The 26,498-nt window shown below is 58.2% G+C and carries 23 protein-coding genes; 15 read left to right on the top strand and 8 right to left on the bottom strand.

The annotated features are described in order from the left end of the window. Positions 1-35 precede the first annotated feature (35 nt). On the top strand, positions 36-1,091 hold the full coding sequence (locus VEG30_04865; protein ID HXZ79240.1) for a sensor domain-containing diguanylate cyclase: 1,056 nt from the start codon (positions 36-38) through the stop codon (positions 1,089-1,091). Between the two features lie 7 nt (positions 1,092-1,098). On the opposite strand, the gene VEG30_04860 is transcribed toward VEG30_04865, so the two are convergent. Further along, positions 1,099-2,070: a hypothetical protein gene (locus VEG30_04860; GenBank protein HXZ79239.1), complete on the bottom strand. Its 972-nt coding sequence runs from the start codon at positions 2,068-2,070 to the stop codon at positions 1,099-1,101. A gap of 166 nt (positions 2,071-2,236) precedes the next feature. Here VEG30_04860 and VEG30_04855 point away from each other — a divergent pair, with 166 nt between their 5' ends. Together VEG30_04855 and kdsA are read left to right on the top strand one after the other, a co-directional pair. Continuing rightward, complete coding sequence (locus tag VEG30_04855) at positions 2,237-3,922, top strand: CTP synthase (protein ID HXZ79238.1); 1,686 nt, start codon at positions 2,237-2,239, stop codon at positions 3,920-3,922. 169 nt (positions 3,923-4,091) lie between these two features. After that, positions 4,092-4,946, top strand: a complete 855-nt coding sequence (gene kdsA / locus VEG30_04850; protein ID HXZ79237.1) for a 3-deoxy-8-phosphooctulonate synthase — start codon at positions 4,092-4,094, stop codon at positions 4,944-4,946. On the opposite strand, the gene VEG30_04845 is transcribed toward kdsA, so the two are convergent. Continuing rightward, the gene (locus VEG30_04845; GenBank protein HXZ79236.1) at positions 4,909-5,370 is read right to left on the bottom strand and encodes a hypothetical protein; all 462 of its coding nucleotides are present in this window, start codon (positions 5,368-5,370) and stop codon (positions 4,909-4,911) included. The genes kdsA and VEG30_04845 overlap by 38 nt on opposite strands. Positions 5,371-5,607: 237 nt before the next feature. On the opposite strand from VEG30_04845, the gene VEG30_04840 reads away from it, so the two are divergent. From VEG30_04840 to VEG30_04815, 6 genes are all read left to right on the top strand, one after another. Beyond that, positions 5,608-6,603, top strand: a complete 996-nt coding sequence (locus VEG30_04840; protein HXZ79235.1) for a KpsF/GutQ family sugar-phosphate isomerase — start codon at positions 5,608-5,610, stop codon at positions 6,601-6,603. Between the two features lie 166 nt (positions 6,604-6,769). Further along, positions 6,770-6,994, top strand: coding sequence for a hypothetical protein (locus VEG30_04835; GenBank protein HXZ79234.1), 225 nt, complete (start codon positions 6,770-6,772; stop codon positions 6,992-6,994). A 79-nt stretch (positions 6,995-7,073) separates the two neighbouring features. Next, positions 7,074-7,406: an SDR family NAD(P)-dependent oxidoreductase gene (locus tag VEG30_04830; GenBank protein ID HXZ79233.1), complete on the top strand. Its 333-nt coding sequence runs from the start codon at positions 7,074-7,076 to the stop codon at positions 7,404-7,406. 19 nt (positions 7,407-7,425) lie between these two features. Further along, a complete protein-coding gene (locus VEG30_04825) occupies positions 7,426-7,869 on the top strand; it encodes an SDR family oxidoreductase (protein HXZ79232.1) in 444 nt (147 codons plus the stop codon). A gap of 12 nt (positions 7,870-7,881) precedes the next feature. Continuing rightward, positions 7,882-8,856, top strand: a complete 975-nt coding sequence (locus VEG30_04820; GenBank protein HXZ79231.1) for an ATP-binding cassette domain-containing protein — start codon at positions 7,882-7,884, stop codon at positions 8,854-8,856. Further along, complete coding sequence (locus VEG30_04815) at positions 8,849-9,691, top strand: ABC transporter permease (GenBank protein HXZ79230.1); 843 nt, start codon at positions 8,849-8,851, stop codon at positions 9,689-9,691. The genes VEG30_04820 and VEG30_04815 overlap by 8 nt, the downstream gene beginning before the upstream one ends. Positions 9,692-9,728: 37 nt before the next feature. Here VEG30_04815 and VEG30_04810 read toward each other — a convergent pair whose 3' ends face one another. The 3 genes from VEG30_04810 to VEG30_04800 form a co-directional block, all read right to left on the bottom strand. Then, positions 9,729-10,598, bottom strand: coding sequence for an aldo/keto reductase (locus VEG30_04810; protein HXZ79229.1), 870 nt, complete (start codon positions 10,596-10,598; stop codon positions 9,729-9,731). A gap of 321 nt (positions 10,599-10,919) precedes the next feature. Beyond that, positions 10,920-11,120, bottom strand: a complete 201-nt coding sequence (locus VEG30_04805; protein ID HXZ79228.1) for a hypothetical protein — start codon at positions 11,118-11,120, stop codon at positions 10,920-10,922. A 151-nt stretch (positions 11,121-11,271) separates the two neighbouring features. Further along, positions 11,272-12,264, bottom strand: coding sequence for an OmpA family protein (locus tag VEG30_04800; GenBank protein HXZ79227.1), 993 nt, complete (start codon positions 12,262-12,264; stop codon positions 11,272-11,274). 363 nt (positions 12,265-12,627) lie between these two features. Here VEG30_04800 and VEG30_04795 point away from each other — a divergent pair, with 363 nt between their 5' ends. The 4 genes from VEG30_04795 to VEG30_04780 all read left to right on the top strand — a co-directional run bounded on the left by VEG30_04795 (position 12,628) and on the right by VEG30_04780 (position 18,641). Next, positions 12,628-14,391, top strand: coding sequence for a proline--tRNA ligase (locus tag VEG30_04795; GenBank protein HXZ79226.1), 1,764 nt, complete (start codon positions 12,628-12,630; stop codon positions 14,389-14,391). Positions 14,392-14,436: 45 nt separating this feature from the next. Then, positions 14,437-14,781, top strand: coding sequence for a DUF4845 domain-containing protein (locus tag VEG30_04790; protein ID HXZ79225.1), 345 nt, complete (start codon positions 14,437-14,439; stop codon positions 14,779-14,781). A 246-nt stretch (positions 14,782-15,027) separates the two neighbouring features. Further along, on the top strand, positions 15,028-17,589 hold the full coding sequence (locus VEG30_04785) for a PBP1A family penicillin-binding protein (protein ID HXZ79224.1): 2,562 nt from the start codon (positions 15,028-15,030) through the stop codon (positions 17,587-17,589). A 203-nt stretch (positions 17,590-17,792) separates the two neighbouring features. Further along, entirely contained in the window at positions 17,793-18,641 is an 849-nt protein-coding gene (locus VEG30_04780; GenBank protein ID HXZ79223.1) for a tetratricopeptide repeat protein, read from the top strand. A 281-nt stretch (positions 18,642-18,922) separates the two neighbouring features. Here the strand turns inward: VEG30_04780 and VEG30_04775 are convergent, their stop codons facing one another. Both VEG30_04775 and VEG30_04770 read right to left on the bottom strand, forming a co-directional pair. Beyond that, positions 18,923-19,561: an HAD hydrolase family protein gene (locus VEG30_04775; GenBank protein HXZ79222.1), complete on the bottom strand. Its 639-nt coding sequence runs from the start codon at positions 19,559-19,561 to the stop codon at positions 18,923-18,925. 301 nt (positions 19,562-19,862) lie between these two features. Continuing rightward, positions 19,863-20,198: a hypothetical protein gene (locus VEG30_04770; protein ID HXZ79221.1), complete on the bottom strand. Its 336-nt coding sequence runs from the start codon at positions 20,196-20,198 to the stop codon at positions 19,863-19,865. Between the two features lie 122 nt (positions 20,199-20,320). Between VEG30_04770 and VEG30_04765 the strand changes: the two genes are divergently transcribed. Beyond that, complete coding sequence (locus tag VEG30_04765) at positions 20,321-20,758, top strand: hypothetical protein (GenBank protein ID HXZ79220.1); 438 nt, start codon at positions 20,321-20,323, stop codon at positions 20,756-20,758. A 754-nt stretch (positions 20,759-21,512) separates the two neighbouring features. On the opposite strand, the gene VEG30_04760 is transcribed toward VEG30_04765, so the two are convergent. Beyond that, positions 21,513-22,139, bottom strand: coding sequence for an SDR family oxidoreductase (locus tag VEG30_04760; protein HXZ79219.1), 627 nt, complete (start codon positions 22,137-22,139; stop codon positions 21,513-21,515). Positions 22,140-22,265: 126 nt separating this feature from the next. Between VEG30_04760 and VEG30_04755 the strand changes: the two genes are divergently transcribed. Further along, on the top strand, positions 22,266-26,498 hold a 4,233-nt coding region (locus tag VEG30_04755; protein HXZ79218.1), incomplete at its 3' end, for a DEAD/DEAH box helicase.

Genomic DNA, 26,498 nt, shown 5'->3' with positions numbered 1-26,498 from the left:
AGCATTCTTCCCATCCACCGCGGAGCTCCGGCTTCATGACTCAGGGTGCGGACATCGAACGAAAGCGTCAGCTTCACGAACTGAATATCTTTCACGATGTCGCAAAGGCGCTGACGTCTTCGCTGAACCTCGACTCCGTCCTGCAGACCATCATGGAAAAGGTAGCCGAATACTTCCGCCCAGACACCTGGTCGCTGCTGATGGTCGATGATCAAAAGAGCGAGCTCTATTTCGCGATCGCTGTCGGCGATGCCGCCGAGGCCCTAAAAACGGTACGGCTCAAAATGGGGGAAGGCATCGCGGGTTGGGTCGCCAAGCACGGCGAGGCCCTCATCGTCCCGGACGTCTACAGCGATCCTCGTTTCGCCAAGCGCATTGACGAAATGACCAAATGGAAGACGCGCTCCATAGTCTGCATGCCGCTGAAGTCGCGGCAGCGTGTTCTGGGCGTCATTCAGCTCATTAACATCGGGCTGAGCGAGTTCGATGAGAACGAACTCTTCTTCCTGCAGGCCTTATGCGACTACGCCGCCATCGCCATCGATAACGCCCGCGCCGTTGAAAAAATCCAGGAACTCACCATCACCGACGACTGCACGGGACTCTACAACGCCCGCCACTTATATAAGACCCTGGAGTCAGAGGTTTACCGCTCGGCGCGTTTCGGCTACGAATTTACTGTTCTCTTCATTGATCTCGACCGCTTCAAGCGCGTCAACGACACCTACGGTCACCTGATCGGCAGCAAGCTCCTGGCCGAGATCGGCTATGCAATCAAGTCCCATCTGCGCTTGATCGATTACGCCTTCCGCTATGGCGGAGACGAATTTGTCATCCTGCTTCCGCAAACGGGCAAAGAATCGGCGACCATCGTGGCTAAGCGTCTGCTGGAATACTTCCGTCAGAATCTCTGGTTAAAAGATGAGGATCTGAACCTGAACGTGCGCGCCAGCTTCGGCTTGGCTTCCTATCCGGAGGATGCGAAGAGCGCCCACGAGATCATTCGCCAGGCCGATGAAATGATGTACGTTGTGAAGAATTCCACTCGCGACAATATCGGCGTCGCGCAACATGGAGTGCTGAAAACGTAGCTAAGTGCTAGTCCTTCCTGCGATTCTGCAATTCCGGTGCTTTGTCGTCTGCCTGTTTGGAGGTCACCGCAGCGGGCTTCCAAGCCGTAGCGTTTGCCGGTGCAGAGGGGTTAATTCCGAAATCCCACAAAAACAGGTTGATATCGTTGTCTCCCAAAAACTCCACCACCGCGTATTCGCCTGGCTGCAGGTCGGCATTCGGAGTGAGTTTGATCCAGCCGCCGGTCATCGACTCGCGGGAGCAGGAAATCATGGATTCTTTCTGCGAGATTTTGCCCGTGATAGCGACATTAATTGAGCCCACCACGCGAACGTCCTTCTTGGATTCCAGTTTCACAAGCCCGTAGTGTCCCGATCCCACCGCCGCCGTCGGCTTGGTCGCCTCTGCATTGGGATCGAAGTTTATGAAGACTGTCGGCCGGCTCAGATGGCCCTGGATCGGAGACCGCGCGCCTTTGAGCTCAATGCTCTGTTTGTTCCCCGCCAGCGGATTGATGGTGTTCTTCAGGATGTTCCCCTTGACGTCTTTATTCAGATCCCCGCTGTTCTGGGTCAGCTCGACCAGTTGCGGCTGGCCCTGGAAGTTGTCGAGAATGAAGATCCCTCCCGTTTCCGGCAGCCTGAGCCCGGGCGCCACCTGCGGAGACAGCACATCCTGCGTTCTGACATCATCATCCGGTTCGGGTTTAACATCCGGGATTGAGGATTTCAACTTGCCCGCCTTGTTATCCGCCTCCCATTTCTCGGTGGCATTCCAGTCCACCATTGATTTGGGCATCTCTTCCCACTCGTAGCGCTCGGCGCTCAGATAGCGCACCCGGTCGCCCACTACCTCCCATTTCGTTACTACCTGATAGGAGCCGTCGGTCAGGATCAGCCGCTTGGTTTCATCGGCATGGAGGCTAGGCGGACACGGGAAGACTGTCAAAAAGAATGCGAGGGCGATCAAGAGCGGGTAGCTTTGGCGAAATTTGACCATGATTAAGCCTATTATCTGCCGATTCGTTGTAGTCGGGAGAATCCCTCACGAATTTCGATGCGTCCTGCCAGGTAGATAGTTCCCTTGGCGCCGCTTTTCAGGCATAATTGGTCGTGCACCCCTCCGAACGGCGCACAACTAATCCCAATCAAAACCAGAGGTTGAGATGTCGGCGAAATACGTTTTCGTGACCGGCGGTGTGGTGTCTTCTCTCGGCAAGGGTCTGGCGGCAGCATCCATCGGCTGCCTGCTCGAAAGCCGTGGGCTGAAGGTCAACCTGCAGAAGTTCGACCCCTATCTCAACGTCGATCCGGGCACCATGTCTCCCTTCCAGCACGGCGAAGTCTTCGTCACCGACGACGGCGCGGAAACCGACCTCGACCTCGGCCACTACGAGCGCTTCACCCACGCCAAGCTCACGCGCGATAACAACTGGACTACCGGCCGAATCTACGAGCAGATCATCGCCAAGGAGCGCCGCGGCGACTATCTCGGGAAAACCGTGCAGGTCATTCCCCACGTCACCAACGAAATCAAGGCCGCCATGAAGAAAGTCGGGCAGGAGGTGGACGTCTGCATCGTGGAGATCGGCGGAACGGTCGGTGATATCGAGTCGCTGCCGTTTATTGAGGCGATCCGCCAGATGCGCCAGGAGTTGGGACGCGAACATACACTGTTCGTCCATGTCACCCTGGTTCCCTATATCGCTGCCGCCGGAGAGCTGAAAACCAAGCCCACGCAGCACTCCGTCAAGGAATTGCTCAGCGTGGGAATTCAGCCCGACATTTTGCTCTGCCGCACCGACCGCTTCCTCTCCAAGGACATCAAGTCGAAGATCGCGCTTTTCTGCAACGTGGAAGAAGAAGCCGTTATCACCGCCAAGGACGTCGGCTCGATCTACGAAGTGCCGCTGGTGTTCGCCAATGAAGGTGTGGATAACCTGGTGCTCCGGTATTTGCACATTACAGCCCGGGACCGCGACATGCGGCAGTGGGAAGACCTGGTCCACCGTGTTTACAACCCACAGGGCGAAGTCTCAATCGGAATTGTCGGCAAATACGTTGAGTACGAAGACTCCTACAAATCGCTGAAAGAAGCGCTGGTTCACGGGGCGCTCTCGCAAAATCTGAAACTGAACCTGCAATGGATTGAGGCCGAGGGTCTGGAAGGCAAGCCAGAGGATTATGAATCGCAACTGGAGGGCTACGATGGCATCCTGGTTCCCGGCGGCTTCGGCAAGCGCGGCATCGCAGGCATGCTGAACGGCATTCGCTATGCACGCGAAAAGAAAGTTCCTTATTTCGGAATCTGCCTGGGTATGCAGACAGCCTGCATTGAATTTGCGCGTAATGTGTGCGGGCTGGCCGATGCGAACTCCAGCGAGTTCGATCCGGCTACGCCTCATCGCGTGATTTACAAGTTGCGCGAGCTACGCGGCGTCGAAGAGTTGGGCGGCACGATGCGCCTGGGAGCGTGGCCGTGCAAACTCGAGCCGAACTCATTCGCTTATAAGGCATACGGAAAGGCGGAAATCAGCGAGCGCCATCGCCATCGGTATGAGTTCAACCGCGAATACGAAGAAACACTAACGGCCGGCGGGCTTCGCATAACCGGCGCAACTCCGGATGGCACTTACGTCGAGATCGTGGAGATCGCAGATCATCCTTATTTCTTAGGCTGCCAGTTCCATCCCGAGTTCAAGTCGAAACCACTGGAGCCGCATCCGTTGTTTGTGGCCTTCATCAAAGCTGCGCACGAGCAACGGAACCGTCAACTCGCGGAGAGGGAGCGCCAGGAAGTGGCGAAGTCAGTTTCTATGTTCCTGCGACCGGAGAAGGTAGCAAGGTCGTGAGCATGGGGCGAAATGCATGACCGGGGTGATCTACGAACCATTGGGTGTCATCCTGAGCGACGCGCAAGTTCTGTCTTTCCGACCAGCGCTTTTGCGGGTCGCTGGCGCGGAGTCGAAGGATCTTGTGTTTGTTTTCCTGCACTCTGTGCTCCGATCTGGTGTGTGAACAGTGCCCCACTCCTTCCAAGTCGGCGACGTTACCATCGGAGGAGGTTCCCTGTTCCTGATCGCCGGGCCGTGCGTCATCGAAAGCGAAGAGCATGCGCTCAAGATGGCAGAGTGCATTGCCGGCGTCTGCCGCTCGCTCAAGCTGCCCTACATCTTTAAGGCCTCCTACGACAAGGCGAATCGCACCTCCCTCAAGAGCTTTCGCGGACCCGGCTTGGCCGAAGGCTTACGCATCTTGCACAAGGTTGCTGCCACGGTGAGAGTGCCAGTACTCACTGACGTACACGAGACGGCTGATGTGCAACGCGTGGCGGAGGTCGCGCACGTCCTGCAGATTCCCGCGTTTCTCTGTCGCCAGACGGACCTGCTGGTCGCCGCCGCCAAAACTGGCCGCGCCGTGAACGTCAAAAAAGGCCAGTTTGTTTCTCCCTGGGACATGCGCCATGCCGTCCGGAAGATTCGTGATTCCGGAAACAATAGCGTCTTCCTGTCCGAGCGTGGCGCGTCGTTCGGCTACAACAATCTTGTCGTAGACATGCGCTCCCTCCCCATCATGCGCGAGTTTGCGCCCGTGGTATTCGACGCTACCCATTCCGTTCAACTTCCGTCAGCTGCAGGGTCGAATGGAGAGGCAATCTCAGGCGGGCAACCAGAATTTATTCCTGTACTGGCGCGGGCCGCCGTGGCCGCTGGCGTGGACGGTATCTTCCTGGAGGTTCACGACAATCCTCGCGAGGCCAAGTCCGACGGACCCAACGCTCTCGATCTGCAGAACCTGCGCGAGGTGCTGAATCAGTTGCTGGCCGTGCAGCGCGCCGTCAGCGTAAAGAGCCCGCCCCAGACGCAGGTGAACTAGGGGATGCAGGCGAAGCGGGTTGCAGTTCCTGCGGTGCCGGAAGCGTCGTTCTCCACAGGGTGTGCACGTCTTCTTCCTGCGGCACACGCACTCTGCGCACCACTCGCGTTTTCAATTCCTTCCCGTTCGGACGCCGCAGAAAGATCTTGTCGTTCTCCAGGCGCACTTCCACTTCGCCATTCTCGGTAAATTCGTACGGCGCGTAGGAATTCCAGGAGAACAAGGCGCATTGGCGGGCAAAATAAACAATATCGCGCAGGCGGATAGCGAGCACAAAGCAATCGCCGCCGACTCCCTCACCGGCTTGCGTCCGCCTCGCTTCGATCAGGGTCGCTGTCTGGTATGAATTTTCGAGGGCGCGGGCTTCACTCGAAAGCAGATAAAGGCACACCACGGCCAGGCAAAGAAGCAGAATGGTTCTCATGAACAGCTCCAGTCAGGGCTGCTGTGGTTATCGGCAAGAAGCGGTTGAGGGATTAGATAGAATTCAGCAATCAGCTACGATCGCAAGGTCTCGACTTGAATGAAGATGGACAGGCAAGATTGCCTGTCCCACACAAGCTTTCTCCGCCTCACGCAAAGTGTCGCTGCAAAGTGATTACTGAGCGCTGAATGCTAAGCCCTGATTACTGAGTGCTGAATGCTGACTCCTGAGTGCTGAGTGCATCTTCTGCTAACATCTCCTTTCCACATGAAATACATCGGTGAAAATGTGGTGCGCATCGAAGCAGACGCGCTTCATGCCCTGGCGGATCGCCTGGCCGGTCCCATGGCAGGCAGGTTTACTCAGGCTGTCGAGATGCTGCACTGCTGCGCCGGGCGCGTCGTGGTCACCGGCATGGGCAAAAGTGGCCTGGTGGCGCGCAAGCTGGCTGCCACGTTCAATTCCACAGGCACGCCATCGCTGTTTCTGCATCCCGCCGAGGCTCGCCACGGCGACTTGGGCATGCTGGCGCACGGCGACATTGTCATCGCCCTTTCCTACAGCGGTGAGACTGAGGAAATCCTCAGCCTGTTGCCCCAAATTAAACGGCTCGAAGCCATGCTCATTGTGATGACTGGGGAGATGCGTTCCACTCTTGCGCAAGCCGCCGACATTGTGCTGGATTGCTCGGTAGCCCAGGAAGCATGCTCGCTGGGATTGGCACCCACCGCATCGACCACCACCATGCTGGCCCTGGGAGATGCACTGGCAATGGCACTCGCCGAAAAACGCGGTTTTCAGGAGGAAGACTTCGCCAATCTCCATCCCGGCGGCAAGCTGGGCAAGCGTCTGGCGCGGGTCCGTACCCTGATGCGCACCGGCGATGCCCTGCCTCGCGTGGCCCCCCAGACCAGCATGTCCGACGTTATCTACGAAATGTCGCGCAAGAAACTCGGCGTCACCACGGTAGTCGAAGGCGAGACTCTGCTGGGCATCATCTCCGATGGCGACCTGCGGCGCCTGCTGGAGCGATGCGGCAAAGACGTGCTTGATCTGACCGCCGCCGAATGCATGACCCGCGACCCGAAGACGATCGCTCCCGACCAATTCGCGATCACCGCGCTGAACATCATGGAGGAGAAGAAAATAACTTCGCTGGTGGTAGTTGATGGTGATCGCCGCGTGCAGGGCATCCTCCATTTGCACGATCTGTGGGGAACGGAGATGGTGTGAGAAGAACACTCAGCAATCAGTAATCACTGCGACGAGGGATCTGCAGTTTCCCACAACGCGCCTTTTTCCTCGGTTTTCGCTTTGGCTGAGTGCTGACTGCCAAGTGCTCTCTAACTTTTGTATTCTCCCGCGCCCCAAGCTATCTTCTTAACCAGATGGAGCCGCCATGTATCACTACAATCGCCAAACCGCCTTGGAAGAGCTCACCGAAGAAGCACGCCTGCCCAATCCCGTCCATGTGCGCGACATGCTGCTGCGCGCGCACCTGAAGCCGGAAGAATCGCTGGAATTGACCCGGCTGTTTGTGGATTATCAATCGCACTTCGGCCTGGCGCAGAAGCTGGGAAAACAGATTCTCGATCAACTTTCTGCCCGTCCAGCGCTGCGCTGAGCGGACGTGCATTTCTTCTCATAATCCACATCCTTCGAGAACATTGTCCGAGGGAGGCTTGCGGCGAGAGGAGAAAGAAATGGACCTCGGGATAAAACACAAGATAGCAATTGTTTCCGGCTCAACTGCTGGGATCGGACTGGCGATCGCCACGGCGCTCGCTCACGAGGCCGCATTGGTGGTGGTCAACGGCCGAACCGAAGCTCGGGTGGACGCCGCACTTGAGCAGATTCGACAGAGCGTAAAGAATGACCGTGTGCGCGGTGTCGCCGCCGACCTTGGCACAGCGCAAGGTGTCGAGACATTTCTCAGTCAGGTACCCGAAGCTGCCATACTGATAAACAATCTCGGCATCTTTGAGGTGAAGCCATTCCTCGAAATCCCGGGACGCGGATTGGCAGCCTTTCTTTGAGGTAAACATTCTGAGCGGTGTGCGCCTGACGAGACACTATGTGCCGGGTATGCAGAAGAAGAATTGGGGCCGAGTGATTTTCATATCCAGCGAGTCGGCGGTCCACATTCCCGCGGAGATGGTGCATTACGGCATGACCAAGACGGCGCAGGTAGCCATCGCTCGGGGTCTGGCTGAATCGCTCGCAGGTAGCGGAATCACGGTGAATTCAATTCTGGTGGGACCAACCGCTTCGGAGGGCGCTGGCGCGTTCTTGCAAGAGGTCGCGCGGCAGCGAAATTTGACCTCCGCCGAGCTTGAGAGGCAATTTTTCAAAGAGATGCGGCCAACATCGCCGCTCAGAAGGTTCGAAACACCGGAGGAGGTCGCAGCGGTCGTGGTTATCGTCGCCAGCGCGCAGTCAGCGGTCATCACTGGAGCTGCGGTCAGAGCGGATGGTGGCGTGGTGAAATCGGTGCTGTAGAGTCGTAACTCATTGTCGAGTGCAACCGCAATCTGGGAGGCATATACGGATTCCGCAATCCAAATCCAGAAGCTGGTAAAGATCTACGAAGGACGGCAGAAAGTGACCGCCGTTGATGCCATCGATCTCAAGGTCTCTCACGGTGAAATTTTCGGCTTGCTCGGTCCCAACGGCGCGGGCAAAACCACAACCATCGGCTGCTGCACGACTCGGACTGTTCCCACCAGCGGACGCATCTGGATCAACGGCGTGGAAGTACAAGAGGATCCACCTCAGGCTCGGCTGTTGATTGGCGTCGTACCCCAGCAGAACACTCTGGACCGCGCCTGCACCGCCTGGGAGAACATCTACTTCCACTGCCGTTATTTCGGCATGGCAGCCGAGACGGCGCGCCGACGCTCCGATGATTTGTTGCGCGAGTTCAAATTGTTCGAGCGCGGCAGCGCCCTGGTCCGCGAACTTTCCGGCGGAATGGCGCAACGCCTGCAGATTGCGCGCGCTGTGGCTCACCAGCCCAAGGTTCTTTTCCTGGACGAGCCCACCGCCGGACTCGATCCCCAAAGCCGGCTCGCTGTCTGGGAACTGGTGCGCAACATGCGCGTCAGCGGAATCACCGTGCTGCTGACCACGCACTATATGGAAGAAGCCGATCAGCTCTGCGACCGCGTGGCCATCATCGATCACGGCAGGATTCTGGTAAACGGCACACCTGCGGAGCTCAAGCAAAGCGTCGGCGCGCAGACGGTGATGGAAATGCACCTTTCCGACGCGCCGGCGTCGCTGGCTGAGGGATTGCGCTCGCTGCCGGGTGTGGAGGCGGTGGAGCAGACGCCGCCTGGATTCCGAGTCTATGCCCGCAGCCGCGATGGCCTGCTGCCACGGGTAGTGGAGGTGGCGCAGGGCTACGACCTACGCGACGTCGCCGTGACCGAGCCGACTCTGGAGACAGTTTTCATCCGCCTAACCGGGAGGGAACTCCGTGACTGAAGCAGCGCTTTCTTTGCCGACAACCGAGCCGCAGATGCACCGCGCATCTGCCTATGCGCACGCCTTCGGTGGACTCATGCTTCGCGATATATGTGTGCTGCGCCGCGAAGCTGCCGCCTTCGTCGTGCGCACCGTCATGAACCCGCTGTTTTTCGTTTTCGTATTCACTTACGTTTTCCCGCGGATTGGCCAGGGGTTCACCACAGGCTCCAGCGTGAGTTTCGGCACGGTCATCCTTCCCGGACTGATGGCCATCGCCATCATGTTCCAGGGAATCATGGCAGTGGCCCTGCCGCTGGCGATTGAACTCGGCGTGGGTGGAGAGTTGTTCGACCGCATTATGGCTCCGCTTCCAACCGGAGGAGTCGCCGCGGAAAAAATCGTATTCAGCGCGGTGCAAAGTGTGATCGCAGCTGGAGTGGTGTTCCCTCTTGCCTACTTCATTCCCTCCATGCCGGTGCACGTGCACGTTTCGAGCTGGGCATTCCTGCTAACGGTGATCGTGCTGGCTGGTCTCGTTTCCGGAGCCATGGGCCTGGCGCTCGGCACTATCGCCAAGCCGCAGCAGATTAATCTGATTTTCGCCGTGGTAGTGATCCCGGTTACGTTTTTGGGCTGCGTCTACTATCCCTGGGCGCTGCTACACAGCGTGCGCTGGCTACAAGTGCTGGTGCTCCTGAATCCGTTGGTGTACATGAGCGAAGGTCTGCGCGCTGCGCTTACGCCGGCTTTACCGCACATGCCCTCGCCTGTCGTTCTGGCCGCGCTCGTTTTATCGCTGCTGATCTTGTCTTGGATCGGGATTCGAGGATTCGTGAAGCGGGTGATTAGCTGAAAAAACAGTCAGCATTTAGCAATTAGCGATTTAACGGCTAAACACTCACCGCCGCAATCCTTCTGATCAGATCTTCCTGCTCGGTCTTGCTCTCCGCGCCGATTGTAAAAGCGTGCAGCAGGTCCAGTGATAGCGCGTACTTCAGCGCCTCATCCTGACGGTTGCGCAGCGCTCCCGCGCCCAGAATCTTCATACCGACCACAGCTTTGCCGGCCGCCCGCATCTGGCTGAGTACTTCAGCCACCGTCTTAGGATCGGCATCCATTTCGGCTCCTACCGGATTGATGCGCGCCAAATCTACTTCTACCCACGGTGAGGCGGCAGCAGCTCGCAGAGCGCCGATGCTATGGCAGGAGCAACCGTGCGCGCGAATGACTCCTTTCTGCTTAGCTTCGGAAAGCGCGTCCATCGCGCCTTTGTAGCGATCGGTCCAATCGCTTTCGGTAAGGCAATGCATCAGCGCGATATCGATGTAGTCGACGCCCAGTTCGCGGCGGAAACGGTCCAGGTCGGCACGAACCCCGGCGCCATCACGCGACCACGTCTTGGTCAAAACCGTGACCTTGTCGCGGGGAACATGCTTGAGTGCCTCAGCCACATGCGGATGGCTGCCATACGAATCAGCCGCATCAAAGAATCGCAGCCCGTTTTCATAACCATTCAGTAACAGACGAGAAAGACCATCGATGCCCAGCGCGGTCTGATGCGAGTGGTGACCGACTCCCACAGTCCCGGTTCCCATTGCCAGCCGGCTGGTCCGAATACCAGTGTTTCCCAGGACCACGGTATCGGAGGCGCTGAACTTGCGTGGGGCCGAGGTCAGGGGAACGGCCCTTAAAGTCTTGGAACTGAGCCAGGCCGCTCCCAGCCCGCAAGCAGTGCGAACGATAAATTCTCGGCGCTTCAAGTTCCCTCCTCGAGAATGCGATTCGGGTAGTCGATCGTTGCTGGTTGTTTCCACGCTCAACACGATATGAGACGTAGCCGCTCGCTTTTCGTAAACACGAAAGGATATCAGTCCAACTGGCGCTCTTTCCGGGTTTTTTCGCTGGTCTGAGAGATCAAGCTATAGCCGCGTTCTGGGCGAACTCCGTTCCTCTACGTCTCACCCTTTACTTGCGTGCTGAATGCCTGGTGCTTAGTGACCAGCGCCGAACGGCGAGTGCCGAACGCCGGGTGCAGGTTCCTATGTGCCGAGTACTGACGCAGTTGTGGTTGCTGCGCCTGACTACTGATTGCCCGATTGCTGTTTCTCCAGGTCAAACAGATACCAGTTCCACAAGAAGCGCTCCACGAAGACTACGACCGCTCCCGCAATGACGGTAGTTCCCACCCACGGAGAAGTATGGCGAATGAAATTTCCTGCTAAAACCAGAACCACGATCACCAGATCCCGCAACCATCCAAATGCGACCAAAGACCGTACCATTCCCTGCTCCTCCAAGGGGCCAGCTTCTTTATTTTTGATGCCACGGTCAACCTCTCTGGTGGTCCTAGCCTTCAGTAACGCGAAGCAACTGATGAACAAAAAGGCCCGAACAGCGCTGCTGTACGGGCCAATTCCTCATCGACTACCGCGATCACCTCATGACCGAAAATTCAATCCTTCGATTACGGAACCTGCCCTCCTCAGTGTCGTTGCTGGCGACAGGCCTCGTGTCTCCATAGCCTTTAGCCACCAGAGCGGAGGGATTCACTCCCTGCTTGACCAGATAATCCCGCACCGAATCGGCTCGCTTCTCCGAGAGTTGCGCATTGGCTGACGCGTCTCCCACGTTGTCGGTGTGACCGCCTACTTCGATCGTCGTTCCCGAGGGCGCAGCCTGCATTGCAGCCGCCGCCTTGTTCAGAAAATCGTAGCTCTCGCTGGGAAGCTGCGCACTCCCAGTCGAAAAATTGATCACATACAGATTCAAAGCGCCCACTAGGTCCTGGGAACTGTACCCCGGCTTCAAAGATGCCAGCGCCGTTGTGGCTCTCTCCGATGCCAGCCGCAGTTGCTCTTGGACATTGAAAGCCGATGTTTTCACCGGTTCGCGACGATTCCAGAACCACAAACCCAGTAGCGCAAGCACTATCAGAGCCAGCAACGGCCACAACCAACGCGAGATTCCAGTTTTCTCCGCCGCCCTCTCTGCGGCATAAACCGCTTGCCGCGTACCGGAAGCGAGGGCCGCAGTGGGACCGCTAATGTACGACATGATGTCCGAGGGCAAGCGGGTTGGTATGGTCCCCCCGGGCGCTAGTTTTTGGATCAAGGCTGGCAACATAGCAGCCACGGCAGACGTCGCGGTAGAAGTTGAGAGACCCGCCTTGGTGGCCATGGTTTCAATCGTGTTTCTGCCCAGAACATTTTCTACGCTTTCCGGAGCAATAGCTTTGGCATCACCCCCCAGCCACGACTTGACCCAACTTCCCAGGCCAGCGCGCTGGAAGCGATCCAGAAATCCGCTCAAACCACCATCCTGCTGTGTGATGAACGTCAAAAGGCTGGAAAGAAGAGAACCGGCGCTCGTGGTGCTCATGCCAAAGCGGTTCTCCACTTCATTCAAGACCATATCGAGAGCACCCATGGAACTTCTCCTTTTCTTGAAATTTGCACCTGCAAGAAACTGGCGTGAGCGCCAGACACTTGCCCGTAGCCTATCCCAGTTCGGACCCGCATTTCCTTGCAGAATTGACTCCGCCTTCACTTGCTTTCCTTTGGCGCAAAGAAGTTGAAGATTGCTTGCACGGATGGAAAAACCGTTCACCTGGCCATCACCATTCACATTCATTAATTAGCACTCGGGAACGATACGAAGTCTGCCAGGACAACCCCCAAGGCAAGTCCCCCATGTCTCAATGGTTTTCGGTTCTGAGTAACTGACCGCTGATCGCTGCCCCGCCGGCGCTTTCCGTTACAATCATGAATTCCAATCCAGGGACGCTCCTGCATGTATCGTTGGTCGCAACTATTCATCCCCACGCTGCGCGAAGCTCCGGCCGATGCCGAAGTCGCCAGCCACAAATACTTGCTGCGCGCGGGTTATATCCGTCAGCTTTCCGCAGGAATCTATAGCTATCTTTTCCTGGGCCAGCGATCCCTGCTCAAGATCATCGAGATCGTCCGCCAGGAGATGAACAAAATCGGGCAGGAGTTTTACTTGCCCGCATTGCATCCACGCGAGATCTGGGAGGCCAGCGGCCGCTGGGCTGCGATGGGCGAAAACATGTTCCGCCTCAAGGACCGCAAGGGCGCCGACCTCTGCCTGGGTATGACCGCCGAAGAAGTCATGTCCGAAATCGCCCGCAAGGAACTCCGCAGCTACAAGCAGCTGCCTCAGATCTGGTATCAGATTCAGACCAAGTTTCGCGACGAGCCGCGGCCGAAATCAGGTCTGCTGCGTGTGCGCCAGTTCGTCATGAAAGACTCCTACTCCTTCGACATCGATGACGCCGGCCTCGATCTCTCTTATCGAAAGCACTATGACGTCTACGGCCGCATCTTCGATCGCTGCGGGCTGAAGTACCAGGTCGTAGAAGCGCACTCCGGCGCCATGGGCGGATCGCAATCGCATGAGTTCATGGTGTACACCGAAGCGGGGGAAGATCTCGTCGTGAGCTGTGCGGGATGCCAGTACTCTGCCAATCTTGAAAAGGCTTCGTCGAAGGTAGAAGCCGTGGAAGACCTGCCGGCCACTGCCAAAGCGCCCGAACTGGTTCGCACTCCCGGCCAGAAGACCATCGAAGACGTCGCTCGCTTTCTGGGGGTCTCGCCCACGAACAAGATGAAGACTCTGGCGTATATGGCCATCGATACCACAGAGGAGCATAGCGGCTCGACACAGACCCGTCCGGTGATCGTTCTGATGCGCGGCGATCACATGTTGAACGAAGCCAAGCTGTCCTCGGCTTTGGGTGGAATGCAATTCCGCCCCATGCAGGAGGATGAGATCCACCAACTCTTCGGCGCGCCTCCAGGATTCCTAGGCCCCCTGGGAATCGAGTGGGCCCCTTCGATCAATGGCACTCCTGGCCCTTGGTTGCTGCTCGACCAGGCGTTACAAGGGCGCAAGAACCTGATTGCCGGCGCTAACAAAGAGGACTGCCACGTTAGAAATCTGACCCCCGGGAAAGATTTTCATGTCACCGGCTGGGCTGACCTGCGCACCGTTTCCGAGGGCGAAGGCTGTCCGAATTGCGGTAAGCCGTTGAAAGTAGCAAAGGCTGTCGAGATCGGTCACATTTTCAAGCTTGGCTGCAAGTACTCGGAATCGATGGGATCGCGGGTGCTCAACCAGGATGGGAAGGAAGTCACTCCCATTATGGGCAGCTATGGCATCGGGATGGAACGTATCCTGACCTCTGCCATCGAGCAGAACCATGACGCAGAAGGCTTCTGGCTCCCTGCCGCCATTGCCCCCTTCGAAGTCGTGATTACCCCTACCAACGTGACTGAAGATGAACTGCTTCAGACCGCTCTCGAGATTGCGCAAGACCTGCAAAAAGCAGGGTTTGAGGTCCTTGTAGATGACCGGGATGAGCGCCCCGGAGTGAAATTCAAGGACGCTGACCTGGTCGGTATCCCATTCCGGATCACTGTTGGCAAGAAGGTTACCAAAGGTCAGGTTGAGCTATTGACGCGCTCGACACGGCAAAGTCGCGATGCTAACATCCCCGACGTTGTGAGCGTGATGCGGAAGTTGCTGGAAGCCTAGCCTTCTCACATCACCGCTCGGTCGAAATTCTGGTTTCGCGTCGGTATGAAGAAAATAAGGGCTCTGCTTGGGGTTCTCGTCCTCGTGGCTGGCATCTACGCCGGCTACCTCGTCATTCCCGTCTACGTTAGCAATTACCAGTTACAAGACGCCATTGACGAAGAGGTGAAGATCAACACTTACACCTCCAAGAGCGAGAACGATATGCGCAACTCGATCTACAAGAAAGCTCAGTCGCTGGACATCCCGGTGACTCCCGAGCAGATCGAAGTCAAGCGCGCTGGCAACAGCGTAACCATCAGCACCCAGTACACGATGCACGTCGATCTTCCGTTTTACCCCCTGGATTTGACTTTCACACCCTCGAGCAAAAACAAATCAGTCATCTGAAACTGAACGGCTCACACTTGTGGACCAGCACCAATGAGGATAACCGTGCATAGACCGCGTGCCTTACAATAGGAACCAATGCGCTCTGGCCAGGATGCTCCTTACGAGAAGCAATACTCAGATAACTTTTTGTCGCGCTGCATCGTCTGAAATAGAAGCGGGGTCTCCGCTGCTTAGCCTGTGGCCATAAAAATCAAAATCCCGAACTTCCGAGCCGGCAAGAATGGGTCGCGGATTGCTCTTTCTTTGTCTAATCCTCTGATTCGTGCTGCTTTGGCAGCGTTGGCACTGATCCTGGTGATCTGCCTGGCTGTCTTTTCGTATTACTGGAACAAATACGATCGCATGGTGGAGCAGCGGATCCGTGGCCCCATTTTCACTAACTCCGCGCGGATTTATGCCCGACCCAGGGCAGTTTCCGTTGGTGACCGGATCGAGTCTCAGGAGATCGTGTCCGAGTTGCGTCGCGCCGGATACACCGAGGGTGCCAAGAGCGAAGGCGTCGGGACCTACAAACTTGCCGACGGCGCAATCCAGATCAAGCCTGGACCGCTCTCCTATCACAATGAAGATGGCGCCAGCATTCAGATTTCGGGAGGCAAGGTCACCAAGATCACTGCTGGGGGCTCCGCAGGCGCTCTTTCCGCCTACGAACTAGAGCCGCCTCTGCTCACCGCTCTGGATGCCGAGGAACGCGCCAAGCGCCAAGTAGTCCACTACCAGGAGATCCCCAAGGTCATGGTGGACGCCGTCCTTGCCATTGAAGATCGCCGCTTCTTCCAGCATGGCGGGGTGAATTTCGTACGCCTTTTCGGCGCCGCCCTCTTCGATTTGCGGGAGCGCCACAAGGGACAGGGTGGATCAACCCTCACTATGCAGATTTCCCGCGGCTTTTTCTTAACGCCGGAAAAGACCGTCAAACGCAAGCTCACCGAAATGATGATCGCCATCGACCTGGAACATAAACTCAACAAGCAGCAGATCTTCGAGCTCTATGCCAATCAGGTCGACATGGGTCAGCGCGGTTCGTTCACGATTCATGGTTTCGCGGAAGCTTCGCGGTCGTATTTCAATAAAGACCTGCAGAGCATCACATTGCCTGAAGCTGCCCTACTGGCTGGAATCATCCAGCGCCCTAGCTACCTGAATCCCTACCGCCATCCCGAGCGTGCCCTGGATCGTAGGAACCTGGTGCTGGAAAGCATGGTTGATACCGGCGCCATCACCCGCGAGCAGGCCGACAAAGCCAAGGCCGTTCCCTTAAAGCTGGCTCCTCCCAACGTTGAAGCCAGCGACGCCCCGTATTTTGTCGATCTGGTGCGTGAATTTGTTGGCAGCCGCTATGGCGAGAAAGACGTCAACGAGCAGCAATACAAGGTTTACACCACCCTCGATCCTGAGCTCCAGAGAGCTGCTGCTGAAGCTGTGGAAACAGGCATCAAGCTGGTAGACCAGCAAGTCACCAAGCTGCGCACCAAAAAAACTAAGATCGGCACGGGCAAAAACGCCAAAGTTGAAACCACGGTAGCTTCGGGTCCAATCGCCCAAGTTGCCCTAATCGTTATGGACCCGCATACAGGGGAAGTGCTGGCTCTGGTGGGCGGCCGCAATTACGGCATGAGCCAGTTGAATCACGCTGTTAAGCAACGTCCCACTGGTTCCATTTTCAAGCCCTTTGTTTATGCAACCGCGGTCAACACGGCAGTGGTTTCCAGCCCAACGGTTGTTACTCCCGCTTCGATGCTGGACGATACCCCTGGCACCTTTATCTTCGATCGCGGCACGCAAGTCTACGAGCCGCACAACTATAAGCAGGAATATCACGATCAAATCCCAGCCGAATATGCCTTGGCTCATTCCCTGAACAACGCGACCGTTCGGCTGGCGGAACAGGTTGGCTATAGCAACGTCGCCACCATGGCCAAGGCAGCAGGAATCAAGTCGGTCCAGGCGACCCCGGCGATCGCGCTCGGCGCCTACGATGCCACTCCGCTCGATATGAGCAGCGCCTACACAGTTTTCGCCAATGGCGGCGTCCGGCTTTCACCGGTATTCGTCAAGTCCGTTCACAGCAGCCAGGGCGAGCCCATCGAGAACTTTTCTGCCGACAAGACGGTCGTGCTTGACCCGCGTGTCGCCTACGTCATGACCACCATGATGGAGAACGTCATCAACACCGGCACCGGCTATCCTGTGCGCCAATTCGGATTCACAGCACCCGCGGCTGGAAAGACCGGCACTTCTCACGATGGCTGGTTTGCCGGCTATACCACGAAGCTCCTGTGCGTCGTGTGGGTGGGATTTGACGATTACAGCGACCTCAAGCTTTCCGGTAGTGCGACCGCAGCGCCCATCTGGGCGGAATTCATGAAGCGTGCCGTAAAAATTCCCGCATACTCCACCGGCGAATTCCCTCAGCCTGCAGGAGTAGTAAACGTCCGGCTGGATAAAGTTACCAACCGGTTGGCCACTGCCGCTTGTCCGGATGATTACTACGTGGCCTTTATTGCCGGTACGGAGCCGACGCAAACCTGCGAGCAGAACGAGGGTGGAAGCATCCTGACCAAGATTCTCGGTGTGTTCGAACCCAAACCGCCGTCTCAGAATTCGTCGCCTCCAGTCAACAACGGACAACCCGCCATCGGCCAGCCTGGAGAGCCAATGACCGGGACCGCCCTCCCAGTCCCTCCGGACAAGAAAAAGAAGGGTTTCTTTGGAAAGCTCGCTGGCGTCTTCAAAGGCGACAAGGACGAGGACAAAAATGACGGCAACAAAACCCAGCCCCCTCCTCAGCAATCTCCGCAATAGCTCATAGATTCCTCCATCCTAGTGATGCGGCCGCTGCAAACTCCGAGGGACCCGGCTTGCTCCGTGGTTTGGCTGGCTGTCTGATGGCTGACCGCTGATGGCTTCCCCCCATTTGCTTTTTTTCATCCGAAGTTACAGACTTCGGTGTCAGTAGTGCTTGTGGGGGATTCGCACCCGTGTGAGTCGCGATCAGGGAGCCCAACATGAGATTTCCTCAGTTCAACTGCCTGCCATTGCCGTTGCTAGCCTGCACGCTCGCCCTTCCTGCAGCAGCACAGACCGGCGCACCTGTGGATTTGCAGGACCCGGGAGTGCAGACTGTCCCTGTCTCGCCACCTCCCCTGCGTCGCGTGGAGCCTCCCTCGCCGTCAGCAACCGCATCGGAGCTGGAGTCGCAAGGCGATCAGCTACGTTCGGAAAAATCCTATCTCGATGCCATCGACTACTATCAGGCAGCTCTCAAGAAGGCGGCACACGGCCACGATACCGCCGTTTTGGAAAACAAGATCTGCATCGCGCAGATACAGATGGGGCGGTACGACGATGCCAAGAAAAATTGCGACCGCTCCACCAAGTCCGATAAGAACTACGCCGACGCTTATAACAATCTGGGGGTGGTTTTTTACCAGGGGAAAAGATACGCACGTGCCATCAAGAGTTATCGGAAAGCGATTGCGCTTCGAGACACCTCGGCATCCTTTCACAGCAATTTAGGAACCGCCTATTTCTCAAAGAAGGAATTTGAAAATTCCATGGTGGAATACAACCGGGCGATGCAATTGGATCCCGCGATTTTCGAGCACAAGGGATCCGGCGGCATAACTGCCCACATGTCGTCTCCCGAAGATCGCGCTCATTATTCCTATCTGCTGGCCCGCATGTTTGCCCAGCAGGGGCAGCTTGATCAGTCGCTCCTCTATTTGCGGCGGGCCATCGAGGACGGGTATCCCAACATTCAGGACGTCTATAAGGATGCCGATTTTGCCAACTTGCGCAAGGATCCCCGTTTCAACGAACTAATGACGCAAAAGCCGGTGGCTATCCCGCAGTAAACAAAGGAGTTAAAATTCCGGTGCGATCCGCAACTTTCTTCCCGCTTCGGAGTTTGAAGATTCCAGCCTCCTGAAAGCGACAGTGAGTAAGGGGAAACGGTGACCCCCGCGTTCATCCTCAACGCCCCAAGCGAACGCGGGGGGTTGTTTTTCGCAATCGGCAGTCAGCTATCAGCATTCAGCAATCCGCCCGATCTTCAGCTGATCTCTGCAGTACTCTCCCTTCGTGCCTCGGTGGTTGGGTTGGGTTTGGCTGAATGCTGAGTGCTGATTGCCGATTGTTATTTCTTTGCGGTCTCTTTCTCCGCCGGTTTTGGTGAGCGCTCGCCGATGTACGCCGCGACCGCCTGCTCGAGCTTTCCCTGGGCGCGCAGCACGTACTCGATGGCATCGCGGCACGCGCCTTCGCCGCCGCGGTGATCGGTGACAAAGTGGGATTCGTCCTTGACCTCCTCCCGTGCATTGCGCACGGCAATCGCCAGCCCACAGTGCCGCATGATCGGCAGATCGATCACGTCGTCGCCGACATAGGCAACGTTCTCCGGCCGGATACCTTCTTTCTCTACAATTTCGTAAAGCACCGTCAGTTTGTCTGAGATTCCCTGATACACGTAGTCGAGACGCAGATCGCGCGCCCGCAGCACCACCGTCTCTGAGATCCGCTTGGTGATGACCCCGACCTTCAGTCCGCCCAGCCGTGCCAGCGACATGCCCGCGCCGTCGTGCGCATGAAAGCCCTTGGCTTCGATCATAGTGGCGCTGTGGATGGCGTACCCACCCTTGTCGGCATGCCGCGACTTCTGTGGGCCCAACTCCTGTGTGCCGGCGGGCGCCGGGAACAGCCAAATGCCGCCATCGGTCATTACGCCGTCCACATCGAAGAGAATCAGCTTGATCTTCTTTGCGCGCTCTCGTGACATGCAGGGATTGTAAATGGTGCTTTGCACAAAATAGCATTCAGCAATCAGCAATCAGCATTCAGCAGTCAGCCGAACATGATGGAAAATGATTGGGGATCTGGACGTGCGGCTGAGACAGGGTTTGAGAATGCTAAGAAAACGCAAGATCCTTCGACTCAGCGCCCGCGAACCGCAAAAACGCGGTTCGGATGATGACCCGGGCGCTTCGCTCAGGATGACAGTGGAAGCTGATTGCTGAATGCTGAGTGCTATCGTCTTGAATTTGACTGAATGCCCGTGCTGAATGCTGAATGCTGATTAACTAAAACGCCCCCGCAACGAACTCCTCTACCGCCAGCGACAGGACGGAGCGGCAGTTGCCGCACACCAACAGCGTTTCCTCCGAGGTTGAACTGAGCACCGCCATTTGCAGGCTCTCGCAGTTGGCGCAGCCGGTGGTGGGCTCGCCGGAGGATGGCTCCTGGGCGGCAATCTGCGCTTGGTGATCGAAACGGCCGGTCTTCTTCGTATTAAGTTCAAACGTGCTGCGGCAGTCGGCACAGACGTGGTTGAAGCAGCACTTCGGCTCGCAAGAATACACAATCTCCGAGCCTCCACAATGCGGGCAGCGCACGATGTCTTTGAGAGTCTGCGACAAGCCGTTTTCCAGCGATAATTTGAACCCGCGATCGATTTTAGTTGATTCCGGAAGCAGGGACGAAGCGGTGTTCGGCGCTTGCCTTTCGCATTACAATTTGCGCGATCCCTAGCCTGGCCTGTATGCCGATTCGAGCCATTGCCATCGCACTTCTCGCCGCAAGCTGTGCGTGGGCACAAGCAACGACATCATCCGGCGAGATCGCCTCCATAACGCAATCCAAGTCTGCTATCACAAAAGCCAGCACTCCAAAGCAGTCGGAACCTGAGACTAAAGCTGAAGCCCGGGCTCGGGAGAACGAGGCCAGAGCCAAGAAAGCTCTGGCGCTCCGCTTGCTCAAGCGCAGCCACGGTGGAAATCAGGAGCTGTCGCTGGAAGACCGCGTCTCTGTCCTGTCCGAGCAGGTTCGCACGGCGGGACGCCTGAATCCGAAGCTGGCGCGCACCTGGGCAGATGAATTGTTCGCTCTCGCCAATCAACTTCCCAGTCAGATGACAACCGGCGCGCAGGAGAAAGCGGTCAGCGCCCTTGCCGCCTCCGATCCCGATCACGCCCTGTAGCTGTTCCGCAAGATGCAACCCGGGGTTTCCCATGACGATCCGCTAACGCCTGACCAACGCATGCGAGCCGCAGATTCTCTTTTCGGACTTGTCGCAGAAAAGAGAGGAAAGGAAGCCCTGCCTCTCCTCCGGGCAGAGGCACGTAAGCTGGGCGAAGACAACGCCTACCCATACGACGCAATGATGACCGTCGGCCGCGTCATCAATGGCCGAACCAGCAAGCGGGGGCTCGGCCCTAACGATCCCCTGCTTGGCGAGCTTCTCGATGAGGGAACTGCATGCTACCGGCAGAGTCCGGCCTCGCTAGCGCAGGACTACCAATTCGCAGAGATGCTGGAATCAAACGCGGGCTTCGTGGCAGCCGAAAAGGCTAAAGCGGCATTGGAATTAGTCGTAAACCGATTGATCAACGCGATGGATGGGGATCCTCTACGTCGTCTCCTGCCATTCCAACCTGGCAGAACCAAAGCCAGGAGGCCCTGGGTCGCAATCCGAAGAACTGGCGTTTCGATCCCAACCGCTCGCTGGCGATAGCCCAGGGATTGAGCGATCCAAATGCGCAGGCAGCAGTGTATTCACAGGTCGCTAGCTGGGTAACCAACAAAGATCCCGAGAGGGCCGATCAGCTACTGCAAAAATCTGAAAAGTTAATAGCCGATTCCAAGGACCCTCAACTGGAGCTGAGAATCGCTACCTCACGAGCGGAGTGGGCCGCAGCAACCAAGAACACAGGCGTCCTGCGCGAGATGCTTCGTCAGGGGTTTGAACTCGGAGACGCTATGTTACGTGCCGACCAGGATGAGAGTCCCGAACACCCCATGGCCTGGTACCAAATGAGAGACTTGGTCGGCGTAGGGGTACGCAACGAACCAGATCTGACCGCGGCATATTTGGACAACATCAGCGTGCCCGTCGCGCGCGCGCGGCTGTTGATACACGCGGCAAATATATTGGCGAGAGAAATAGAAGCTTCCACCCAGAGAGCCCGCCGACGAGCCCGCGGCGCGAAAACGTCGCAGTCGCGTCGTCGCTCTGAAATCCCCTCGTACGCGTCTTCTGCCGCTTCCGCTGTCACACCCTGCAGATCGAGGGGCATAAGGCTCTCCATCAGCGAGGCCCCGCCGTCGACGGCAAGAGTCTGGCCGGTGATCCACCCTGCCTCGTCCGAGCAAAGGAGCGCCACGGCATTTCCGACATCCTCCGGCGTCCCCAGGCGGCCCATAGGGCTCCAGTCGCCTTCCTGCCAGCGCCGTATTTTGTCCTGCGCCTCTTTGGGCAGGGTGTTCAGGACGCTGTCCTCAATCCAGCCCGGGCTGATCGCATTCACGGTAATTCTTCGCCTCGCCAGTGCGACCGCGAAATAGTGGCACAGCGATTCCATCGCTAAGCCGCTCTTACATCGTGTCAACTGGGCGAAAATCAGAAGGCGAAGATCTGGCGAAAGTCGACGATTCCACGTACAATAACTATCATGCCTCCCCGGCCGGAAATCACACCTGAATATTCTGTGAACCTCGGGCTCGACGCCCTGAACCCCCTGGCTTGGGCGCATCCCGTCGTGCGCGAGTGGTTCATCCGACGCTTCGCCACACCCACCGAACCGCAGGAGCAGGGCTGGCCCGCGATCCTTGCCGGCCGCACCACTCTCATCGCCGCACCCACTGGATCTGGCAAGACGCTGGCTGCTTTTCTGGCCTGCATTGATCGACTGGTGCGCAAAGCCCTCACCGGCGAACTCCAGGACCGCACCGAAGTCCTCTATATTTCTCCGCTCAAAGCCCTGGGCAACGACATTCAGAGAAACCTCGAAGTCCCTCTGGGCGAAATTCAGCAACTCGCTGTCGAACGCGGCTTCCTCATGCCCGAAGTCCGCAGCGCGGTCCGGACCGGCGACACGCTCATGCACGAGCGCCAGAAAATGCTGCGGCGCCCCCCGCACATCCTGGTGACCACGCCCGAGTCGCTCTACATCCTCCTCACCGCCGAGCGCAGCCGCCGCATGCTGCGCGACGTGGAAACCGTGATCGTCGATGAAATTCATGCTGTCGCGGGCGATAAACGTGGCGCGCACTTGCTGCTTTCATTGGAGCGGCTGGAAGCGCTGACCGCCCGCACGCCGGTGCGGATCGGGCTCTCGGCGACGCAGAAACCGATTGAGCAGATCGCGCAATTCCTCACCGGAGCCGAGCGGCCCGCGCCAGCGATCATCGACGTTGGGCATAAGCGCGAACTCGATCTTGCGGTCGAAGTTCCGGACGGCGAACTGGGTGCGGTCGCTACTAACGAGATGTGGGGCGAGTTCTACGACCGCATCGCCGATCTGGTACGGCAGCATCGTTCCACGCTGGTTTTCGTAAACACCCGCCGCGAATCGGAGCGCGTAGCCCATCAGCTCGCCGAACGGCTCGGCGAAGAAGCCGTAGCAGCGCACCACGGCAGCCTCTCTCGCAAGCTCCGTCTGCAGGCGGAGCGCAAGCTGAAAGCAGGAGAAGTCCGCGTCCTGGTGGCAACCGCATCACTCCAGCTGGGGATTGACGTGGGATTCGTTGATCTGGTCTGCCAGATCGGGTCGCCACGCTCGATCGCAGTCGCGCTGCAGCGCGTGGGCCGTGCCGGTCACTGGAGAGGCGCCATTCCCAAGGGACGCATCTTCGCCTCCACCCGCGATGAACTGGTGGAATGTGCCGCCCTGGTCCGGGCCATCAATCAGCAAGATCTGGATCGCATTTTGGTTCCAGAAAGCCCCATGGATATCCTGGCGCAGCAGATTGTGGCCGCCTGTGCCGCCGAAACCGGATCGTTGCCGCCGGAAGCCGGCACGCGCGGAGAAGCCTCCCAGCAGGCAGCTCACCCCGATGAGCGAAGCCCGGATTCTGGCTGGCATGAAGATGAGCTGTTTGCCTTGATCCGCCGCGCCTATTCCTATCGCAACCTGTCGCGCCAGCAGTTCGATGCAGTCTTGGAGATGCTCTCGGAAGGCATCGCCGCCCGCCGCGGACGCTATGGCGCTTACCTTCATCGCGACCGTGTCAACCGCAGGTTGCGCGCTCGTCGGGGCGCACGCATGACCGCCATTACCAGCGGCGGCGCCATCCCTGAAACGGCTCTCTACACCGTTGTCGCCATGGCCGAAGGAACGGTCGTTGGCACCGTGGACGAAGACTTCGCTGTCGAGAGCATGGCGGGCGAAATCATGCTCCTGGGCAACACGTCCTGGCGGATCAGCCGGCTGGAAGCCGCAGCCGGACGAATGCTGGTGGAAGATGCCCACGGCCAGCCACCAAGCATTCCCTTCTGGCGCGGCGAAGCTCCCTCACGAACCGCTGAGCTTTCCACGCATATAAGCAAGTTGCGCGAAGAAATCAGCGCCATGCTGCCGCGCAGCACTACCGTCATCCAATCACAGGCGCAGCCGGAAGTCGCGGCCGCCGTCGCCTGGCTGAAGCGCGAGTGCGGCCTCGATGACGCCGGTGCTGAACAACTCATCCAGCACCTCTGGAATGGGCGGGCAGTATTAGGCGCGGTTCCCACCCAGCAGACCGTTATCGCCGAGCGCTTCTTCGACGAATCCGGGGGCATGCAGCTTGTCATTCACGCCCCCTTCGGCGGGCGCGTGAATCGCGCTTGGGGACTTGCGCTCCGCAAGCGTTTCTGCCGCAGCTTCAATTTCGAGTTGCAAGCTGCCGCTACCGACGATGGTCTCAACATCTCGCTCGCTGAACAGCACAGTTTTCCTCTCGGCGATGTCTTTCATTTCCTGCAAGCCGACACGGTGCAGCCTGTGCTCGAGCAAGCCGTCCTCACCGGCTCTCCTTTCTTTCAGACGCGCTGGCGCTGGGATGCCAACCGCTCTCTCGCCTTGTTGCGCTTTCAGGGCGGCAAGAAGGTTCCTCCTCAGATCCAACGCATGCGCGCCGACGATCTGCTGGCCTCGGTATTTCCTGAAGTCGCTGCTTGCCAGGAGAACGTCGTCGGCGACATCCAAATTCCCGATCACCCGCTCGTCAACGAGGTCATGAAAGATACCCTGCACGAAGCTATGGACCTTGAGGGCCTGAAACAGGTGCTGCGGGGAATCGAAGACGGTTCCATTCGGACGCTGGCCGTGGATACACCAGTACCCTCGCAGTTTTCCCACGAAATCCTCAACTCCAACCCTTATGCCTATCTCGACGACGCGCCGGTGGAAGAACGCCGCGCGCGCGCCGTTCAGATGCGTCAGTTATTGCCGGCTTCTGTGCTCGAGGAAGTCGGAAAGCTTGATGCCTCCGCGATCGCTCAGGTTCGTGAAGAAGCCTGGCCCGACGTCCGTGACGCCGACGAACTCCACGACGCTCTGCTCACCATGATCGCGATTCCGCAGAACACGCTCGTGCCCATCGCGGACGCAAACCCCGATTCGCCGCTTCGGATCGCCCAGGCCTGGAGCAATTACTTCGACCGCCTCCACGCCCATGCCCGTGCTGCAGTTGCGGTGCAGGGGGAAACTCGTTTCTGGGTCGCGGCGGAAACGGCTGCAACCTTCTCGCTGATCTATCCCGATGCAAAGTTCGAAACCAGCCTTCCCCAGATGGACGGCTCAACGCCTGCCACTCGATCCGACGCCCTGCTGGCCATGATCAACGGCTGGATGATGCACTCGGGCCCCGTCTCAGCAGCAGATCTGGCAACCAGGCTGACCCTCGCCCCTGCCGATGTCAATCAGGCGCTCCTCCGCCTGGAGGCAACCGGAACCATCCTTCGCGGCAAATACACCAGCACTGCTTCCGACGTCGAGGAGTGGTGCGAGCGCAGGCTGCTGGCGCGCATTCACCGGCTAACCGTGGGGCGCCTGCGCAAAGAGATCGAGCCGATAACGCCGGCGCAATTCATGCGCTGGCTGCCACGCTGGCAGCACCTGGCTCCGGGATCTCAGGCCAGCGGAGAGCGCGGGCTGCTGGAAGTCCTTCGTCAGCTGCAGGGATTCGAGATTCCAGCGAATGCCTGGGAGCGTCAGGTGCTGGCGCGGCGAGTGCAGGAATACGATCCCAAGGCATTGGATCAACTCTGTCTGACGGGAGCCGTGGGCTGGGGCAGGTTGTCGCCACACCCGGCAACAGTCGAGGGCGCGGAATCGGCAGATGGGACCAGAACGCGGCGCGTGATTCCTACCAGCGTTGCGCCGATCACGTTCTTTCTCCGCGAGGAAGCCGAGTGGATGCCACACCGGCCGCAGCAGGCAGAGGATCACCGCGAATTGAGCCACGGGGCTCGCCAGGTGCTCGATTTCCTGCGCCAACGCGGCGCCTCGTTTTTTGCGGATATTGTACGCGGCACCGGAAAGCTGAAGTCGGAAGTTGAAACCGCGCTATGGGAACTGGTGGCCGCCGGGCTGGTGACGGCTGATGGGTTCGATAATCTGCGTTCCCTGATCGATCCCAAGCGTCGCTCCGGGCAGGGCAGCGGACGCTCCGCGCGGCCACGGCATTCTACCGGCCGCTGGTCGGTGCTGCATCCGGTGGATTTGGGCGACCGCACGCGGGCCATCGAAGCCACCTGCTGGATGCTGCTGCGGCGCTACGGAGTGGTCTTCCGCGAACTGCTGACCCGGGAAACTATGATGCCCAAGTGGCGCGAACTGGTGATGGCCTTCCGGCGTTTGGAGGATCGTGGCGAGATTCGCGGTGGGCGATTCGTATCAGGCTTTCTGGGCGAGCAGTTTGCCCTGCCAGTCTCGGTGGAATCATTGCGCGCGATTCGA

The organism is Terriglobales bacterium, from assembly GCA_035624455.1.
GTDB lineage: Bacteria > Acidobacteriota > Terriglobia > Terriglobales > Acidobacteriaceae > DASPRM01.
Note: the sequence above shows the minus strand (reverse complement) of the source record. Positions and strands in the feature narration are given on the sequence as shown.

What these genes read in the sequence shown, in the direction of transcription:
- VEG30_04865 (HXZ79240.1), top strand. Translation starts at nt 36, where the DNA reads ATGACTCAGGGTGCGGACATCGAACGAAAGCGTCAGCTTCACGAACTG.
- VEG30_04860 (HXZ79239.1), bottom strand. Translation starts at nt 2,070, where the DNA reads ATGGTCAAATTTCGCCAAAGCTACCCGCTCTTGATCGCCCTCGCATTC.
- VEG30_04855 (HXZ79238.1), top strand. Translation starts at nt 2,237, where the DNA reads ATGTCGGCGAAATACGTTTTCGTGACCGGCGGTGTGGTGTCTTCTCTC.
- VEG30_04845 (HXZ79236.1), bottom strand. Translation starts at nt 5,370, where the DNA reads ATGAGAACCATTCTGCTTCTTTGCCTGGCCGTGGTGTGCCTTTATCTG.
- VEG30_04835 (HXZ79234.1), top strand. Translation starts at nt 6,770, where the DNA reads ATGTATCACTACAATCGCCAAACCGCCTTGGAAGAGCTCACCGAAGAA.
- VEG30_04830 (HXZ79233.1), top strand. Translation starts at nt 7,074, where the DNA reads ATGGACCTCGGGATAAAACACAAGATAGCAATTGTTTCCGGCTCAACT.
- VEG30_04805 (HXZ79228.1), bottom strand. Translation starts at nt 11,120, where the DNA reads ATGGTACGGTCTTTGGTCGCATTTGGATGGTTGCGGGATCTGGTGATC.
- VEG30_04800 (HXZ79227.1), bottom strand. Translation starts at nt 12,264, where the DNA reads ATGGGTGCTCTCGATATGGTCTTGAATGAAGTGGAGAACCGCTTTGGC.
- VEG30_04795 (HXZ79226.1), top strand. Translation starts at nt 12,628, where the DNA reads ATGTATCGTTGGTCGCAACTATTCATCCCCACGCTGCGCGAAGCTCCG.
- VEG30_04790 (HXZ79225.1), top strand. Translation starts at nt 14,437, where the DNA reads ATGAAGAAAATAAGGGCTCTGCTTGGGGTTCTCGTCCTCGTGGCTGGC.
- VEG30_04780 (HXZ79223.1), top strand. Translation starts at nt 17,793, where the DNA reads ATGAGATTTCCTCAGTTCAACTGCCTGCCATTGCCGTTGCTAGCCTGC.
- VEG30_04775 (HXZ79222.1), bottom strand. Translation starts at nt 19,561, where the DNA reads ATGTCACGAGAGCGCGCAAAGAAGATCAAGCTGATTCTCTTCGATGTG.
- VEG30_04765 (HXZ79220.1), top strand. Translation starts at nt 20,321, where the DNA reads ATGCCGATTCGAGCCATTGCCATCGCACTTCTCGCCGCAAGCTGTGCG.
- VEG30_04760 (HXZ79219.1), bottom strand. Translation starts at nt 22,139, where the DNA reads ATGGAATCGCTGTGCCACTATTTCGCGGTCGCACTGGCGAGGCGAAGA.